11 protein-coding genes and 1 pseudogene are annotated in these 15,899 nt (G+C 35.4%); 8 read left to right on the top strand and 4 right to left on the bottom strand.

What is annotated here, in order from left to right:
* Positions 1-7: 7 nt before the first annotated feature.
* Positions 8-1,522, bottom strand: coding sequence for a Do family serine endopeptidase (locus PXD56_RS00995; protein WP_276491496.1), 1,515 nt, complete (start codon positions 1,520-1,522; stop codon positions 8-10).
* A gap of 374 nt (positions 1,523-1,896) precedes the next feature.
* Between PXD56_RS00995 and PXD56_RS00990 the strand changes: the two genes are divergently transcribed.
* The 7 genes and pseudogenes from PXD56_RS00990 (at position 1,897) to arsS (ending at position 11,128) form a co-directional block, all read left to right on the top strand.
* Positions 1,897-2,583, top strand: coding sequence for a TIGR04282 family arsenosugar biosynthesis glycosyltransferase (locus tag PXD56_RS00990; protein ID WP_276491495.1), 687 nt, complete (start codon positions 1,897-1,899; stop codon positions 2,581-2,583).
* Positions 2,584-2,635: 52 nt separating this feature from the next.
* Positions 2,636-5,839 carry a SusC/RagA family TonB-linked outer membrane protein gene (locus PXD56_RS00985; protein WP_276491494.1) on the top strand — a complete coding sequence of 1,068 codons (3,204 nt, stop codon included), beginning with the start codon at positions 2,636-2,638 and terminating at the stop codon, positions 5,837-5,839.
* Between the two features lie 10 nt (positions 5,840-5,849).
* A complete protein-coding gene (locus PXD56_RS00980) occupies positions 5,850-7,274 on the top strand; it encodes a SusD/RagB family nutrient-binding outer membrane lipoprotein (protein ID WP_276491493.1) in 1,425 nt (474 codons plus the stop codon).
* Positions 7,275-7,326: 52 nt separating this feature from the next.
* Positions 7,327-8,667 (top strand): SLC5/6 family protein, encoded by a 1,341-nt coding sequence (locus PXD56_RS00975; RefSeq protein WP_276491492.1) that lies wholly within the window; start codon positions 7,327-7,329, stop codon positions 8,665-8,667.
* Positions 8,622-9,287: pseudogene (locus tag PXD56_RS00970) on the top strand (metallophosphoesterase family protein); the annotation flags it as partial. The gene PXD56_RS00975 and the pseudogene PXD56_RS00970, both read left to right, overlap by 46 nt.
* A 234-nt stretch (positions 9,288-9,521) precedes the next feature.
* Positions 9,522-9,857 (top strand): arsenosugar biosynthesis-associated peroxidase-like protein, encoded by a 336-nt coding sequence (locus tag PXD56_RS00965; RefSeq protein WP_081819435.1) that lies wholly within the window; start codon positions 9,522-9,524, stop codon positions 9,855-9,857.
* 215 nt (positions 9,858-10,072) lie between these two features.
* Positions 10,073-11,128 (top strand): arsenosugar biosynthesis radical SAM (seleno)protein ArsS, encoded by a 1,056-nt coding sequence (gene arsS, locus PXD56_RS00960; protein WP_276492500.1) that lies wholly within the window; start codon positions 10,073-10,075, stop codon positions 11,126-11,128.
* A gap of 85 nt (positions 11,129-11,213) precedes the next feature.
* Here the strand turns inward: arsS and PXD56_RS00955 are convergent, their stop codons facing one another.
* Complete coding sequence (locus tag PXD56_RS00955; protein ID WP_276491491.1) at positions 11,214-13,322, bottom strand: M48 family metallopeptidase; 2,109 nt, start codon at positions 13,320-13,322, stop codon at positions 11,214-11,216.
* 288 nt (positions 13,323-13,610) lie between these two features.
* Here PXD56_RS00955 and PXD56_RS00950 point away from each other — a divergent pair, with 288 nt between their 5' ends.
* Positions 13,611-14,228: a TetR/AcrR family transcriptional regulator gene (locus PXD56_RS00950; protein ID WP_276491490.1), complete on the top strand. Its 618-nt coding sequence runs from the start codon at positions 13,611-13,613 to the stop codon at positions 14,226-14,228.
* Here the strand turns inward: PXD56_RS00950 and PXD56_RS00945 are convergent.
* On the bottom strand, positions 14,225-15,277 hold the full coding sequence (locus tag PXD56_RS00945; protein WP_276491489.1) for a glycosyltransferase family 9 protein: 1,053 nt from the start codon (positions 15,275-15,277) through the stop codon (positions 14,225-14,227). The two genes, PXD56_RS00950 and PXD56_RS00945, sit on opposite strands and share 4 nt — an antisense overlap.
* A complete protein-coding gene (locus tag PXD56_RS00940) occupies positions 15,264-15,866 on the bottom strand; it encodes a DUF4254 domain-containing protein (RefSeq protein WP_276491488.1) in 603 nt (200 codons plus the stop codon). Before PXD56_RS00940 ends, PXD56_RS00945 begins: the two co-directional genes overlap by 14 nt.
* Positions 15,867-15,899: the final 33 nt, after the last annotated feature.

The raw sequence follows: 15,899 nt of genomic DNA, 5'->3' as shown, positions 1-15,899 counted from the left end.
TAGCGGACTATGAATCCAATCCGAAGGCATAATAATTTTTAGTGCCATCTTCATAAACACCTTCCAGCATCACTCCGCCTTTCTTATTTTCCAAAATGGAAGCAACATCATCAATATCATTTACACGTTTACCATCAATATGCGTAATGATAAAACCAGCTCTCATTTGGGTTTCACTTTTAATCTTACCAGGATAAAGTTTAGAAACCTGTACCCCACCATCAATATCTAATTTTTTGGCTAATTGCTTATCAACATTTTCGAAATCTGCACCTAAAAGATTAAATACTTCTTTTTTCTCTTTCTTGATAAAATCTGTTCCACCTTGAGAATTATGTAGCTCTACCTCTAGTTCTTTTTCCTTTCCATTTCTATTGACAACAATAGCAACTTTATCACCAGGTCTTTTACCTGCTATAATTTCTTGAAGTCTTGGTGATGTAGCGGTTTCTTTTCCGTTAACACTAAGTATGATATCGCCAGATTCCATACCTGCTAAATCTGCACCACTATCTTCACCTACTTGCTCTACCCAAACACCCTTGGTAAAGTCAACATCCTTTTCTTTTGCCAAGTTACTGTCCATAGTTCTAATAGTAACACCCAACATACCACGTTGTACATTACCGAATTTCAGTAAATCTTCAACCACTTTGGTAACTATATTACTAGGCACAGCAAATCCGTAGCCTGTATATGTACCCGTTGTACTTGCTATGGCAGTATTGATACCAACAAGGTTTCCGTCTAAATTAACTAAAGCACCACCACTGTTACCAGGGTTAATAGCGGCATCTGTCTGTATAAAACTTTCTACCGCAAACTTATCTGTATTAATATGTATACTTCTTGCCTTAGCACTAACAATACCTGCTGTAACTGTAGAGTTCAACCCTAAAGGGTTACCAACGGCCAATACCCACTCACCTACTTCTACATCATCTGAATTGACCAAAGACATCGTTTTTAAATTATCTGCTTTAATCTGTAACAAAGCTAAATCTGTAGTAGGATCTGTACCAATAACCGTGGCTTTGTATGATTGATTGTTGTATAAAGTTACCTCAACTTCATCTGCATTATCAATTACATGATTATTAGTAACAATATACCCTTTATCATTGATAATTACTCCTGATCCCGTACCGACCCTAGGTCTTGACTGCGCCCCGTTTGGAGATTGCCCCTTGAACATATCACCAAAAAACTCTTTAAATGGATCTGGCAATTCTCGTGCTCCTTGACTTTGGCTTGTAGATCCCGTTTGGGTAGATTTAATATGTACTACGGCATCTAAAACTTTTTCAGAGGTTTCCGTAAAATCCAAAGGCTTAATATTTCCTTCATTATCCTTTGTATACAAAGCTTGCGCCCCTGGTACAGATTCTACTACGGTTACCCCGTTAGTTTCTTTTACATCTCGTTTATTAAATTGTATTACTCCGTAACTAACAACTAGAGCAATAACTGCTGAGAAGAAGTAAACCTTCCAAGCGCTTCTGTTATTTGTGTTTGATTTCATATGTATTTAAATTTTTATAATTCTTCTGATGTCCTAATTACAATAGCTATGCCACGCATATTGCTGTCAATGCTAAAAAAAAATTAAAACTGATTGAAATTTTAAGGCTTTTTTTAGACTAACCAGTCTGTAACCTTAAAATTTTGCCAGATCTTAACATCAAATATGGGAGATAAACTGACATTATAGTGAGTTTAAAGGTAAAATAAGTAAGATGCTATATAAATGTAAGATATAAAACTGACCACATGGTCTAAAACTGTCATTTTGACTTAAAGTAAGTATTTTCTTATGTTTTATTTTTTAGATTTTGCATTCTTAAAAAACCTTTGCTTTATTTTTACGTAAGTTTAACAACGAGAAAGAACAAATAATTGAATTCACTAAGTACTGCAATTTTGGTATTTGCCAATTCCGCCAAACAAGATTTGGCGAATAAGCATATACTTAGAGGTGAAGAATTATTTGATGTTTTAACTCGCACTACGCTTAAAAAAGCGAAAAAAACGGGTTTACCCGTTTTCCATTTTTCAGACGAAGACCAAGTTGGTACTTCTTTTGGTGAACGTTTTACCAATGCTATTGCCAGTGTTTTCAATAACGGTTTTTCTAATATTATTACAATAGGTAATGACACTCCGCATTTAAAAACACATCATCTTAAGCATACCGCACAGCAATTAGCTAAGGGCAAGACCGTAATTGGACCTTCAATTGATGGTGGATTCTATTTGTTAGGACTTCAAAAATCTAACTTTGAGGCTTCTGAATTTCAAAATTTGCCCTGGCAACGCTTAGGCTTGTACCATCAAATTTCATTATGGTTACATGAAGATTCTTCAGAATTAATAAAATTACCCGTATTACAAGATTTGGATAACGAAAGAGATCTACAATCTATACTATCTTTTTCTTCTGATTTATCATCGACACTTGTATTGTTGATTACCGATATTTTAAAAACTAACAGAAGTCTATACTACACTAACCAAAACTTCTCTACCCTATACCCTAATAGCTTTCCTTATAATAAGGGCTCACCTGTAGCTTCATTTATCTAAATCCCCCTTTATCCAATAGTTGGGTAAATGAAAACTCAGTCCAAAGCTATATATGAAACACTTTTTATTAGTGTTGACGGTGTTTATGATAAACATGGTCAATGCTCAAGAAACAATTACAGGTATTGTTACAGATACCGATGGAAATACAATACCATACGTTAACATTTTATTGTCTGGCACCGTAACGGGATCTACCACAAATGAAAATGGCGTGTATACTATAAATGTACCCAACCTTTCTGGCTCCATTGAATTTTCGGTTTTAGGCTTTGAAACTCAAGTCGTTTCCATAAATAATAGACGTACCATTAATATCACCTTGGCAGATTCATCTGAAGTTTTAGATGAAGTGGTCTTGACGGCATTAGGTTTAAAACGGGAAACAAAAGAGCTAGGCTATGTAGTTCAAAGCTTAGATGCAAAAGGAGTTACAGAGGTAAAATCAGTAAACTTCTTAGACAATCTTTCTGGCAAACTGGCAGGTGTAACCATTAACCAAGGTGCTACCGGTGTTGGATCGTCATCAAAAATTACTATTCGTGGCGAAGCCTCTTTCTCTAATAACAATCCGTTATTTGTTGTAGACGGAGTACCTATAAACAATAACTCGGTGTTTAACTTTACCAATGAAGCTGCAGCCGGATTTCAAGAAATAGATTTTGGAAACGGCGCCATGGATGTTAACCCTGATGATATTGCAGAAGTATCTGTTTTAAAAGGACCAAGTGCGGCAGCTCTTTATGGTACAAGAGCATCTAACGGTGTTATTATCATAGAAACCAAAAGCGGCAAAAACTCAAAAGGTTTGGGCGTTAGTTACAACACCAGCTTTTTTGTGGATTCGGCGTTTCAATTGCCCGATTTTCAAAATGAATATGGACAAGGTAATTCTGGTGAATTTGCTTTTGTAGACGGATTAGGTGGAGGGACAAATGACCTGATTACGTATAGCTGGGGACCACGTTTAGATGTAGGTAATCTTATTCCACAATATGACAGTCCCGTAACTTTAGCGGACGGCACCATTGTACGTGGTGGTGATACTGCCCTTTACAGCGGTATACCTATAACACCGACCGAGTTTAAGTCTAACGCCGATAATTTGAAAGACTTCTATGAAACAGGAACAACGCTAATTAATAATATCGCTATTTCTAACGGTTTTGACAAAGGGAGTTTTCGTCTTTCCTTTACCGATTTACGAAGCGAATCAATAATACCCGGAGTTAATCTAGACAGACAGACTATAGGTACACGGTTAAATTTTCAACCAATTGATAAGCTGCGCATCAATTCATCTATAAGCTATATTAATTCTAGTAGCGACAATAGACCGTCTAATGGCTATGGGTCTGAAAATGCCAATTATTCATTAGTAGCTTGGGGTCCACGTTCGTTAAACATTGAAAACTTAAAGAACTACTGGCAACCAGGTTTAGAGGGCTTACAACAATATTCCTATAATTATACATTTTTTGATAATCCGTATTTCATTCTTAATGAAAACCGAAACTCTTTTAATAGGGACAGAGTTTTCGGAAATATTTCCGCTAGTTATGATATTACCGAACATGTTACGGCAAATATTAGAACCGGAATGGATTATTCAAGTGAATTACGCCAATTACAAAGAGCCTATAGTTCTAACAGATTTGTAAATGGTGGTTATGCAGAGCATGATGTATTTTTCAGGGAAATAAACACAGATTTTCTTTTAAATTACTCCAATCAATTCAATGATATAAGTGTAGATGTATCCTTTGGCGGAAACAGATTAGATCAAAAAGCATTTACCTCGCAATCGCAAACCACCAGTTTGGCACAACCGGGTATCTTTAGACTATCTAATGCAGCTTCCCCTATAGAAGTGTTCGAATTTGAGTCTAATAAACGAATCAACAGTTTTTATGGCTTGGCAAAATTTGGATATAAAGATTTCCTTTTCTTGGATATTACCGGAAGAAACGATTGGTCTAGCGCATTGGCAACCCCGTTTTCGGTAGATAACACCTCATTCTTTTATCCATCTTTTTCTAGTAGTTTTATACTATCAGAAGTGGTTGCATTACCTAAAGCAATCTCATTTGCAAAATTACGGGCAAGTTGGGCACAAGTTGGTAATGATACAGATCCGTACCAAACTACAGGTGCATTTGTAGCACAAACTCCTTTTAATGGTCAACCAACTTTTAGTAACTCAAACACCATCGCAAATGCAAATCTTCAACCAGAACTAACCTCTTCATTTGAAGTAGGCGCAGACATACGGCTGTTTGGAGACCAGGTACGTTTTGATGTTTCCTATTATAATGCCTTGACCAAAGATCAAATCATTTCTTTGCCTATTGGTATATCTTCAGGTTATACCCAACAAGTAGTTAATGGTGGTGAAGTACGTTCTAAAGGAGTTGAAATTATACTCGGTATATCGCCAGTAATCAGTCAAAATTTAAAATGGAGCAGTACTTTAAATTTTAGCACAAACAGGTCTACGGTAGAAAGCTTACCACAAGATGAAGGTCGATTAACACTGGCATACTCCAGAATTTACGATAGCCAAAACCAAACGGTATTTTTACAAGCGGAAGAAGGTGGTCGTGTTGGTGACCTATATGGTACAGGATATTTAAAAAACGAAAATGGTGATTTTATCTTAACGGATGAAGGCAGGTACATACCAGACAATGAACTTCAGAAACTAGGGAATTATAACCCTGATTTTATGTTAGGCTTCAACAATCAGTTCAATTACAAGAATTGGAATATGGGTTTCCTTTTCGATTGGCGACAAGGCGGAATCATAGTTTCCAGAACAAGGGCATTGGGTAATGTTGGTGGTCAATTGGCAGAGACAGCATATAGACCAGAAGAAGGAATTGTACCGGTAGGCGTTGTAAATACCGGCACTGCTGACAATCCTGTATATACTCCAAATACGGTTGCTGTTACTGCAGAAAGTTACTACCGCCAGTTTTATGACAGAAACCATGAAGAAAACAATACATATGATGCTTCTTTTTTAAAGTTACGTCAAGTATCCGTTGGTTATACGTTTGATAACCTTAGCCTTTTCAATTTGGATGCAACCTTGAATTTATCTTTAATTGGAAAAAACTTATTTGCAATAACCGAGAATCCACATTTTGACCCAGAACAGTTAGCGGTGCAAGGACAAGGATTTATAAGTGGCGTTGAAGATATGTCATACGCCACCACCAGAAGTATAGGTTTTAAAGCCGGATTTAATTTTTAAGAAAAAGAAGATGAAATATATATATAACATTCTAATCTTATTGTTGGTCGTTGGCTGTACAAAAGATTTTGAAGAAATTAATACAAACACCAACGATCCGGTTACCGTACAACCAAGTCTTCTGTTAAGACAGGTTATCTATGATTTTGGTGAGCAAATGTCTTACGAAGGTTTTACGGCAGGTAACTTACTTGGTCAATACAGTACGGCTCTTGATTTTAACTTATTTGACAGGCATGATTTAAAATCTCCGCAATTAGGTGGCAATCCCTGGCCTATATTCTATCAAAACTTAAGGGATAATGAAATCATATTAAAATTGTCTCAAGAGAATGCTTCATATGCCGTTTATGAAGGTCCGGCAAGAATTATGAAGGCATACATGGCGGCCGGGTTAACAGATTTATTTGGTGATGCTCCCTATTCAGAAGCATTTCAAGGAGATTCAGAAACGGTTACTCCGTCCTATGACACTCAGGAGTCAATTTACATGGATGAAGGTGGTGTTTTTGACAATCTTGACAAAGGAATTTTAGCCATTCAGAATTATTCAGGTACCATAGCTTTAGAGGGAGATATTCTCTTTAATGGTGAGTTAGATGGATGGATTCGTTTTGCAAATTCATTGAAGATAAAATACTTGATGAGAGTTTCTAATAAAATAGATGTTGCATCGCAATTACAGACCATAGTAAGTGAAGGTAATTTCATTGATGATAATGAAGAAAATGCCATTTTCAACTTTACCGATGGTGAACCTAATAGTTTTAGACTTGCGCAACTTAGGGTTGGAGACTTTAACAACTATGTACTTTCTGAAACTATGGATGAAATTTTGACCAACTTGAACGATCCTCGTATTGGTCGTCTGTACCAACCTTTTGCCAACAGTGCAGATGGTGAATACAATGGGCTATTAAACGGTATAGACGCATCAGTTGGGGTATCATTGGCAGATTACTCATTATTAGGCACCATTTTTAGGGAAAACACCGGTTTATTGGATGCGAATTTTATGACCAGTATGGAAACCCACTTTTTGTTGGCCGAAGCTTCTGAAAGAGGATTCATTTCTGCAGATACCCAAACTTTATACAATACCGGCGTAACACAGGCATTTGCCTATTGGCAGGTAGAACTACCAACTGATTACCTAGCAGTTGACGCAGCTTTAAATAATGGAGATGCATTAGAAAATATCATCACACAAAAATGGATAGCAAATAGTATAAACGGTTATGAGGGTTGGATTGAATATAGAAGAACAGGTTTTCCGCAATTGAAAACAATTTCTGCTAGTTTAAATAATAATTTAATTCCCATACGCATGCCTTATCCTGCTGAAGAAGAAGCATTAAACAATGCCAATTATACTGAAGCTTCTAGTAATACAGAAGGCAATAGTATTAATGTACCCGTTTGGTGGGATGAGTAACAGATTTAGAAATTAGAGATTAAGATCTGAAGGTCAGCATTAAAATAAATTTATGACTGAAGTACAAATTTGGCAATGGGGGTTAATAATAACATCAAGCTTGGTGTTATTCTTTCTGTCACCATTGGCAAAAGATACCAATCAGTTTTTTAAAGCCGTACAAAAGAAGAAAGCACCCAACACCTTTATGTTAATGGGTAGTTTGATCATCTCTTGGATATTTGCCAAAAGTATAACCAATGCGGCAAATTTAGGGTTAGACTTTGGTATTGTAGGTGGTGTTGCCTATGCCGGTTATTACTTATCATTTACAGTAGCAGGCATCGTAATTTATAAAATGAGACTACATGGCAAGTATACCAGTATTCATCATTTCTTGTCATCTAAATTTGGCAAAGCGGCAGTAACAATATTTTCAATTCTTATTGCTTTTCGTTTATTCAATGAAGTATGGAGCAATACCATGGTAATAGGATCATATTTTGGTGACATGGGAACAAGCCCATACTATTGGTCTATTTTAGTGTTTACCGGACTAACCTTAGCGTATGTATTGAAAGGAGGTATGAGTAGCTCAATTTTTACCGATGTTGTCCAAATGGGATTATTTTCCATTCTTTTAGCGGTAATATTGTTCACTATTTTTGGAAAAGACAACGCTATAAGCACTACGGAAGTTTTGAATTCAGGCGTATGGTCCTTTGAAACAGGCTTGAATTTATTATTCGCAGCCCTACTGCAATCTTTCAGTTATCCCTTTCATGACCCTGTGTTAACAGACAGAGGTTTTATCAGTAGTCCAAAAGTAACCCTAAAGAGTTTTTTATGGGCAAGTGTACTTGGTGCTATCTGCATCATTCTATTTAGCATTATTGGTGTTTATGCCCAATTTCAAGGGATGCAGGGTCAAGCAGCGGTACAAGTTGGTAAGGCTTTTGGAACAATGATATTGCTGGTCATCAATTTTATTATGATTACATCAGCAGCATCCACTTTAGACTCTACGTTTTCGTCATTTTCAAAATTACTGGCGCTTGATCTAAACCTAGGAAATACTTTGAAATTTGGTCGTTGGTCTATGGTAGCCATTGCCGTATTGGGTACCGTACCGGTATTTTTAGATGCAGAAATTTTATCGGCTACAACCATTAGCGGAACTATGGTTATTGGGCTTACGCCCGTTTTCCTCTTTTGGAAAGACAAAGCACCTAAAATCAGTTTTCATTTAAGTGTATTTATAGGCTTGATATTTGGTTTCCTCTTAATTTTCAATTGGTTTCCAGATAATTTGATTTTTACGACCGGCAAGTATGCCAATTTATTATGGATTAATTTTTGGGGCATATTATGTTGCCTATTCGTTTATATAATACCTACATGGATAAAGAAATAAAACATATTGGAACCAAAAACGGAAAGCTATTGCTTTTTGGTGGTGTATATAGCAATCTACAGGCTTTAGAGGAATTGATTTCTATTGCTGAAGAAGCATGTATACCCCCTGAAAACTGTATAAGTACCGGTGATATTACCGGTTACTGCGCACAACCAGAAGAAACCATACAATTGTTTCAAAAATGGGGAGCATTAAGTATTGCCGGCAATGTAGAATTACAATTAGCAAGCGATAGCGAAGATTGTGGCTGTGATTTTAAGAGCGGTAGCCGTTGCGACGATTTTTCAAAAATGTGGTTTCCGTATACCAAAGGGCATTTATCTCAGCAGTCTTTAGATTGGATGAAGCAAATTCCTGAATACATAAGCTTTGATTACGGGAACAAGAAAGTAACGGTAGTTCATGGAAATTATGGTAATACATCTGAATTTGTATTCAAGTCCAACGCCACGAAAAGTAAAGAACGTTGTTTTACAGCCACTAAAAGTAATATCATAATTGCAGGGCATTGTGGCTTGCCATTTCACCAAACTATAAAAGAAAAGGTATGGTTGAACCCTGGCGTTATTGGAATGCCGGCAAACGATGGTACTGCTCGCGTATGGTATATGATTATGAATATCGAAGATGGTGAAGTTACTTACGCACATCATTCTTTTGAATATAATGCTGAAACCTCACAAAAATTAATGTATAAAAACCACTTGCCAGAAGCTTACGGTGATACGCTTACCTCTGGTATTTGGGACAACATGGAAATTCTTCCTGAAATAGAAAAAATGGGACAGGGAATTCCAATTCATTTTAACCAAGAACAAAAAGATTCAATAAAACCTAAAACACAAAAAAAGATGGCAAATACGTACTACGACCCAGCAGATTTAAGAAAATTCGGAAAAATTACCGAGTGGAGCGAAGAGCTCGGAACTAAATTTTTTGATTATTATGGTAAGGTTTTCGAAGAAGGCGCACTAAGTGCTAGGGAAAAGTCCCTAATTGCATTAGCTGTGTCTCATGTAGTCAAATGTCCATATTGCATAGATGCCTACACAAAAGACGGATTGCAAAAAGGAATTACGAAAGAAGAAATGATGGAAGCCGTTCATGTAGGTGCTGCCATTGAAAGTGGTGCAACATTGGTTCATGGTGTACAGATGATGAATAAGTATAATAAATTGTCCATGTAAATTTCGTTTTTGGTTGTTCGTTGATGGTTGTTCGTAACAGCCTTCTTCAATAATCTATACATTGAAATTAAAGCTAGTTTAAAAATTATTGCAAATGGAATATTCATTATGAATATCCATGGTTAAGAAAAAGAAATTAAATGTTGTGAAGTTAAAGTTTAATCCATTTGTACAAAATGCAAACAACAAACAACGAACAACGAACAACTAAAAAAATGGCTACAAAATCATTAAAAGCAAAAGGAAACGATTTAGCAGTTTCCAACAAGCAGTTAGAAATATTGAACGGAGGCATATTTGCTGATGGCGAGCTTCCATACTTTAAAGATAAGATTGCAGATATAGGGCATTTTCCATTGCGACCAAAAAAGCTTGAAATCTTACAAATAAACGTAGGTTACATGTGTAATCAGGTTTGTGAACACTGTCATGTAGATGCCGGTCCTGATCGTAAAGAGATTATGACCCGTGAAACTATGCAACAATGTTTAGAGGTCATCAAAAATACCGGGGCGCATACTTTAGATTTAACCGGTGGAGCGCCAGAAATGAATCCTGATTTTGAATGGTTTGTAGAAGAAGCGGCAAAAGCCGGAATCAAAGATTTTATTGTTCGTTCTAACTTAACTATAATAAGAGCTAACAAAAAATATTATCACCTACCAGATTTCTTTAAAAAACATAACGTACATGTGATCTCTTCCATGCCACACTATACCCGCGGTAAAACGGACAAGCAAAGAGGTGACGGAGTTTTTGACAAATCGATCAAGGCATTACAAGAATTAAACGAAAGAGGCTACGGTATGCCAGGTAACGACTTAAGGTTGGATTTGGTATATAATCCATCAGGTGCATATTTACCAGGAGATCAAGCCGCCATGGAAAAGGATTTCAAAAAAGCGTTAAAAGAAGATTTTGATATTCAGTTTCACAATCTCTTCGCTATTACCAATCTCCCTATTGCTCGTTTCTTGGACTATTTAATAGCCTCTGAAAATTATGAAGACTATATGTATGCTTTGGTAGAAGCCTATAACCCATCTGCGGTAGAGAATGTAATGTGCACTAATACCATTTCTATTAGTTGGGACGGATGGTTGTATGATTGTGATTTTAATCAAATGCTAGACTTAAAAGTAGCTAGTAAGGTGAAACATATTAAAGATTATAATGAAGATATATTGAACGATAGAAACATTATTATATCTCAACATTGCTATGGCTGTACAGCAGGTGCTGGTAGTAGTTGTCAAGGAACCGTTGCTTAATAAGCATGCGATTTGATTTAAAAACAAAAACACCAAGTTAAATACATTAGCTTGGTGTTTTTAGTTACTAGGTGTTGTAAAACATCTACTCCTCTAGTAACAATTCTAATTCTTTATGAAACAGTAAAATGCTACTAATACTCTTTTGGTCTATTCTTTGACAGTTATAAATAGCTGTTTCTAATTGTTGCATCATCTTATTGAAACCTCCATTTTCAAATATTAATCCATGTTCTTTTTTTAATTCTCCATTTTCGACCAAAGCTTCTTTTAATTCTTTAATTGACTCAATGTTTGGCATTGGAACAAAATCTAGTTTGTCTAAATTTTCAACCTCCTCATTTAATGAATCAAAAGATTTTTTTACGTTTGCAGTTAAAGAATGTATATGTTCTTTGGTCACTTCACTAATATTCTGAACCTCCATTACACGGTTGTAAATTGTATTCTTGGTCGTGGTCATATTTCTATAAAAAATAGATAGGGTTTCATGTTGCTTATAAAGTCGTTTCAACTGGTCTTCTTTACCATCTTTTTTAGCCAACAAAACAAAAAATGCACAAAAAGAATAATCCCAATTTTCAAAACTTTGATTAAAATGTTCTTCCCTTTTGTTTAGCAAAAAGTTATATCCATTCTCTAATGTTTTTTTGTTGTACTCTACCCCTTTAAAAGAGAAGGTCTTTTCTTTTGTTGTTCCTTGAGCAATGCTTTGAGCCTTGACAATTAAAGTCTCTATTTCATTAATTGGCTCCATTAATTCTTTTAATTCTGATTTCAACCCTGCTAAAATCTTCCTTGTAGGAGTACCTATTTTCAACAATGCAGCCGATAACTTTTCATTATTTGGAATTTGAAAAAAACGGTTAGAAAATGTATTCTCATATTCCTTGAACAACTCTATTCCCTGAGATTCTGATTTTATGAACTCTTCTAATACATCAGACGGTTGCCATTCATTTGGCACTTGATTTAAATACATTTTATACAGCAACAAAGTCATTTCCATTTGAATTTCTTCTCTACTTTCAAACAGATTCCAAGGAGACCTCTCATCAATTTCACAAAAAACATATGGTGATTTTGCACTGTTCTCTCGCTTATCATTTGGCGGGTGACTAGTATACATACCTACTTTAGAATGTTCTGAAGCAGAAAAATACTTCTTGCCACCTCTAATATCTGCAGGTAATTCTTCAAGTGCTTTAATTTGATCTACAGCTTTTCTTTTATTGGCCATAGCATTATTAGTGTACAAGTTTTTTACGAATATGTTCTTTTTGCCCGCCAAAATACCATTGTTCACGGTTGTACCCCATGCTTCTGAACCTCCATCTAATTTCCAAAGTGCAGAAATAATTGCATCACTACCCGAAGTTTTAACGGCAACCTTATCTGCATTAAACTCCATTTCTCTAGACAGAGAAGAATACATTAAATTCAAGAATTGATAAAACAAATTTAAAATCTGTCTTATAACCCATATCATTGGTGTAATTACCCATGCCGCAGCAGACAGCCTAATGTCAGATGCACGCCATTGATCTAGAGCATCATCCCATTTATCCCTTTCAAAAATCATGTCATGAATAATTGTATTGGCAGAAATAATATAACTTCCAATCTTCATGCTACGTTGTGCAAAATGACCGAATTCATGACTAATTACAGCTTTAAATTCAGACAGGTTCAGACAATCTGTTAACCCCATACCAATAGTTAATTCCTTCCTAATCGGCAAAAATAGACTTAACCACATATTACTATATGAAACGTAAGCATTGACATCAGGGTCCATATAAATAGCTTTAGGTTTTGGTGCACCAGTCTCCTTACAAATCTGACCAATAAAATTCCATAACAGTTTATTTTTTTCTTTTACCAACTTAATACGGTTTTCAGGTTTATGGTTCTTGAGTTTAAATATAAACTTGAGCGTAAAAACAAAAAGCATTGCGGCCCCGGCAATAGCACCAACCTTGAGAATAATAGTAAACTTGTTAATACGTCCCATATCATAGATTACGGCGTAATAGAACAAATAACCTAAGGCTACCACCATTGCTACATAAAGCGCAAAAAATAATATAATAGCTAGAATTGCTAGAAAGGATTTTAATTGATAACTGCTTGTTAAACCGGTTAACTTTTTGGGAATTTCTGTTGGACTAGTTGGGTAGTAAGAGTTGGTCATTATGGTTGATTTTTGGTTTTGGTACTAATCTTAAACTTTTATAAATAAGATTTATTTTAATCCTTTACAGAAATATGAGGTAGGTGTTATGGTCTTTACATAGGTTTTGGCAATGATTTGCATACCAACCAAATAGTCTGTTTTTACTATTAGAATTATAGTTGTTTGAGGAATTTTTAAACATTCAACGAAAAAATATTGCATTTCATCCAATTATATCAATAATCTTTAGGTATAAACTGTTCTATAAAAAGACCACATGGTCGGATTTACCCAAATCTTTATATTATGAACAAGAGCCTTAAGCGCATGGCAACCATGCAACGTTTACAGAACACAGGATTAGAATTGTTTTATGCCCAAGGGTATTATGACACTAGTGTAGATGATATTCTTAAAAGGCTAGACCTTTCTAAAGGGGCTTTTTACTATCATTTTGATTCTAAGGAAGATTACTTTATACAAATCATTCAAAATTTGCTGGCACGTAAAATTTACAGCACTTTAATAGAACCAATTGAAGGGCATGATAATCCGTTATCACTAATAACGAAATGTTTTGATGATGCCATGGAAACAGCTGTGCACAATGAAATGGATTACGGTTGCATTTTAAGTAATTTCTTAAGTGAATTCAACGGAAAGAACGAAGTAATTATGCATCACCTAAACGAAATTGTTACGGTTTGGGAAGTAAACTTGGTTACTACATTACAAAAAGGAAAATTCAATGGCTATTTAGACCGCCATGTAGATTGTGAAGCTGCTGCCACTTTTTTGATGAGCTCTTATTTTGGCGTTAGAACCCTAATGACAAGCGCAACGCCATCAGCTAAAAAATACAGGTTTATGTCTCAACTACGCCAATACTTTAAAAGTATAGAAGCTAAACATGTTAACTCTTAAACCGAAGTACCTAAAATTTCATCTATTTTCTGAACAACTGTTACAGGTCTAATAGTTTCCATGACCTTGTCGTAACCATCAGGATATTTGTTGCCATAGATAGAAGTAGGTATAGCAGGGTATTTTTTTCTGTCTGATAAAAGGGCGTAATGCTCTGGCTGGTTAAAAGGTGAAAAACCTGCATATGGATGTGTAACTCCCCAAATTGTTATGGTTGGCACACCATACATTGCAGCTAAATGAGCGTTTCCACTATCCATTGCCAACATTAATTTAAGGTTGGATATTAATTTCAACTCATCTGAGAAAGACAATTTTCCAGCAACATTATGGCAATTGTTGAACTGCTCATCCCATTTAGTCAAAAATCCAATTTCCTTTTCTCCTCCACCGAACAATACAATTTGATAATTGTTAGATGAATTCAATGAGCTTAGCACCTCTTCCATCAAATTTTGTGGATACATTTTTCCACTAAAAGCAGCAAAAGGAGCTATGCCAATAAGAAGTTTACCCTTAGTATCTTTTAAATTCAATACATTTTCAGAAATAGCCTGTTTTGGCAAGGTTTCCATCTCTGATATAGCAATAGGGTAACCCAACTTACCAAAAACCTCTGAATAACGCTCAAAAGTGGTTTTTAAAGGAGTAAAAGACGTTCGCTGTGGATTAACCAATTCTTTTTTTGCTGCCCTACCCTTATCAACTTGAATAAAAGGAATTGAAGAGAGTTTAAAATACTGCTTTAAAATTGTACTTCGTAATACGTTATGGATATCTGCGACCGCATTAATCTGCAAGGTTTTTAATTCCATGTATAATTTCCAAAGTCCTTGAACACCTTTATGTTTTCCACTTACATCAGCATTAAAAATGCTTACATTATTAATATCGGCAAAAATTGGTGCAGTAAAAGCTTTAGTTAAAACAGTAATCTTTAGCTCCGGATATTTTTTAGTAAGTCCCAAAATAACTGGTACCGTCATTGCAACATCACCCATTGCCGATAGTCGTATGACTAATATATGCTTATTATTATTTGTTGCCACGAAGGATGGGGTTTAGTTCCTCATCATTATACATTTTCATCTGCTTATACACCTTCATGTATTTAGCACCACTCTCAATATCGGCAAGTAACTGGTCTATAGCAGAAGAAAGATCATTCTTCTGCTCAAGTAAAACTTCTAGTTTAGCTTGACATTTTTCTCGATGTTCTAAAGAAGCATCCGCTCTTGTAGCTTCTTCGGTCATGTGATAAATTTTCAATGCCAAAATAGATAATCGATCAATTGCCCAAGCAGGACTTTCTGTATTAATAGTGGCATCTGAGTTAACATCTACCGATTGGTATTTATTAAGAAAATAACTATCAATAAATTCTACCAAATCTGTTCTATCTTGATTACTCGCATCAATTTTACGCTTTAATACCAAGGCATCCCCAGGGTTAATATCGGGATTTCTTATAATATCTTCATAATGCCATTGCACGGTATCAATCCAGTTCTTTCTATATAGCAAGTGTTCAATATCTTCTTTAGCATAAGGATTTTCAAAGCTCTGATATACATCATCTTTGACATGATACTTCTCTATACTTCTATTAAATATATTAAATGCGAATTCGCTAAACATAGGTGACTTTTTTACAAAGATAAAGTTTAAAGG

It is taken from the genome of Maribacter zhoushanensis, assembly GCF_029350975.1.
Lineage (GTDB): Bacteria > Bacteroidota > Bacteroidia > Flavobacteriales > Flavobacteriaceae > Maribacter > Maribacter zhoushanensis.
The sequence above is the reverse complement of the archived record's forward strand: the minus strand, read 5'-3'. Positions and strand labels throughout refer to the sequence as shown.

Bases quoted from the DNA above. Each gene is read 5' to 3' on its own strand.
- PXD56_RS00995 (WP_276491496.1), bottom strand. From the start codon at position 1,522: ATGAAATCAAACACAAATAACAGAAGCGCTTGGAAGGTTTACTTCTTC.
- PXD56_RS00985 (WP_276491494.1), top strand. From the start codon at position 2,636: ATGAAACACTTTTTATTAGTGTTGACGGTGTTTATGATAAACATGGTC.
- PXD56_RS00980 (WP_276491493.1), top strand. From the start codon at position 5,850: ATGAAATATATATATAACATTCTAATCTTATTGTTGGTCGTTGGCTGT.
- PXD56_RS00975 (WP_276491492.1), top strand. From the start codon at position 7,327: ATGACTGAAGTACAAATTTGGCAATGGGGGTTAATAATAACATCAAGC.
- PXD56_RS00965 (WP_081819435.1), top strand. From the start codon at position 9,522: ATGGCAAATACGTACTACGACCCAGCAGATTTAAGAAAATTCGGAAAA.
- arsS (WP_276492500.1), top strand. From the start codon at position 10,073: ATGGCTACAAAATCATTAAAAGCAAAAGGAAACGATTTAGCAGTTTCC.
- PXD56_RS00955 (WP_276491491.1), bottom strand. From the start codon at position 13,322: ATGACCAACTCTTACTACCCAACTAGTCCAACAGAAATTCCCAAAAAG.
- PXD56_RS00950 (WP_276491490.1), top strand. From the start codon at position 13,611: ATGAACAAGAGCCTTAAGCGCATGGCAACCATGCAACGTTTACAGAAC.
- PXD56_RS00940 (WP_276491488.1), bottom strand. From the start codon at position 15,866: ATGTTTAGCGAATTCGCATTTAATATATTTAATAGAAGTATAGAGAAG.